Raw genomic sequence first — 2,305 nt, forward strand, 5'->3', positions numbered from 1 at the left:
TTCGTCTATCGCCAGGGGCGCGTCACGCCAGACCACTTGCGCGGGCGTGCTGAGTCCGTCGTGGATGAAGGCGGTGCGCAGGATGTCGTGGCGTCGCACGACTTGCTTCAAGGCATCGAGCCACGCATCGAGCCGCGCACGGCTATCGAAGGCGATGCGCGCGGTTTGCAGATACGGATCGCCGTCGGTGGTCAGCATGTGATGGAACAGGATGCCTTCCTGCAGCGGCGCGAGCGCGTAGATATCTTGCACGTTGGCGAGGCCGCCGGGCACCTGCGCGACGATACGATCGATGTCCGTCTGCGTGAGCGCGATGAGCGGCAGCATGGGCGGAGTGAGCGCGGTGCAGTCACGAGTGATCGCATTGGGCGGCACGACGATCTCGGCGGTAACCGCACCGTGTTCGAGCGAAGCCGCGAGCGCACAGAGCACGGGCGTGGCGAACAGATCGCGCACGCTGGCGTGTAATCCGACGCGGCGCATGCGCTCGATGAGCGTCACGGCAAGCAGCGAGTGGCCGCCGAGGGCGAAGAAGTTATCCTGCCGACCGACGCGTTCGAGGCCGAGCAATTCAGCCCACAGATCGGCGAGCGCGGTTTCGGTGGCACCCTGAGGCGCTTCGAAGGGACGCAGCGCGAAGGCATCGGCTTGCGGATCGGGCAATGCACGACGATCGAGCTTGCCGTTGGGCGTCAGAGGCAGCGCATCGAGCACGACGAAGGCCGAAGGCACCATGTAGTCGGGCAGGTGCGAGGCGAGGTATTCGCGCAGGGCGCTGACATCGATATCGGATGTCAGCGTGACATAGGCGACGAGTTGCTGATCTTGCGACTCCTCATGCCGCGCACGAGCGATGACGACCGCTTCGCGCACTGCCGGATGATCGGTCAAATGCGCTTCGATCTCGCCGAGTTCGATACGGAAGCCGCGAATCTTGACCTGATGATCGTTGCGGCCGAGGAACTCGATATTGCCGTCGGCGCGATAACGTGCGAGGTCGCCCGTGCGGTACATGCGTGCGCCGGGTACGAAGGGATCGTCGAGGAAGCGCTCGGCAGTAAGTTCGGGCCGGTTCAGATAGCCACGCGCCACGCCTGCGCCACCGATGTAAAGCTCGCCCACCGTGCCGAGCGGCACCGGCCGGCGTTGCGCATCTAGCAGATAAATCTGCGTGTTCGCGATAGGCTTGCCGATGGTTTCCGTCAAACGCTCGCCCTTGTGCATCTGAATCCAGGTCGAGTACGTCGTCGTCTCGGATGGACCGTACAGATTGCACAGCCGCTCGATCCCGGTTTCGGCGAAGATTCGCTTCATCAGCGCGAGCTTCAGCGGCTCGCCGGCGAGGTTGATCGTCCGGACCGATGCCAGCGATGCACCCGCATCCAGCAGCGACGTGATAGCCGATGGCACCGTATTGATGAGGCTGACCTCCTGCGGACGCCTCATGAGCGCGAGGACGTTGTCGACCAGATGAACCGTTCCGCCTGTCGTCAAGGGCGCGAAGCATTCGTAGATCGAGAGATCGAAATTGAGCGAGGTTGCGAACAACGTTTGCGAAAGCTCTTCCGGCGTGAAGGCCTCGTGGCTCCAGGTCAGGAAGTTGACGGCGTTCCGGTGTTCGATCGCGACGCCCTTGGGTTTGCCTGTTGAACCGGACGTGTAGATCACGTAAGCAAGGTGATGCGAAGCGACGTCCGTTTGCGGATCGTCTTGCGACAACGAGCCGTCGAGCGATGCATCGGGATCGAGCACGGTGAGCGAGCCGATATCGCCCAGCGCTTCGCGTCCGGCGGCATCGGCGAGCAGCAGCCGGGGCGTGGCATCGGTGAGGATATGACTCAGACGTTCGCCCGGATACGCCGGATCAAGCGGCACGTAGGCGCCGCCAGCCTTGAGAATAGCCATCAACGCGACGACCATACCGATACCACGCTCCATGCACAGCGCCACGCGATCTTCCGGCCTCACACCGAGCGCGATCAGGTGATGCGCAAGCTGGTTTGCACGCGCGTTGAGTTGCGAATAAGTAAGCGACTCATCTTCAAATACGAGCGCGATCGCATCGGGCGTGCGTCGAACCTGTTGCTCGAAGAGTTGATGAATGCACACGTGTTCGGGATAGACAGCAGCCGTGTCGTTCCAACCTTCGAGCAGCGCGTGTTCTTCGGGCAATACCAGTTCGAGCGCATGCAGCGGCGCATCGGGCTGATCGAGCGCTTGTTGAAGCAGGCGCGTGAAGCGTTCACCCAGCCGTGCAATGGTGACTTCATCGAACAGATCGGTGGCGTAGCTGAGCGTGCCTGAG

At 62.5% G+C, this 2,305-nt stretch carries 1 protein-coding gene; it reads right to left on the reverse strand.

The window, feature by feature from the left end:
• On the reverse strand, positions 1–2,305 hold a 2,305-nt coding region (locus PQR08_RS38430; protein WP_408164444.1), incomplete at both ends, for a non-ribosomal peptide synthetase.

The organism is Caballeronia jiangsuensis (assembly GCF_046030135.1).
In the GTDB taxonomy this organism is placed as follows: domain Bacteria; phylum Pseudomonadota; class Gammaproteobacteria; order Burkholderiales; family Burkholderiaceae; genus Caballeronia; species Caballeronia jiangsuensis.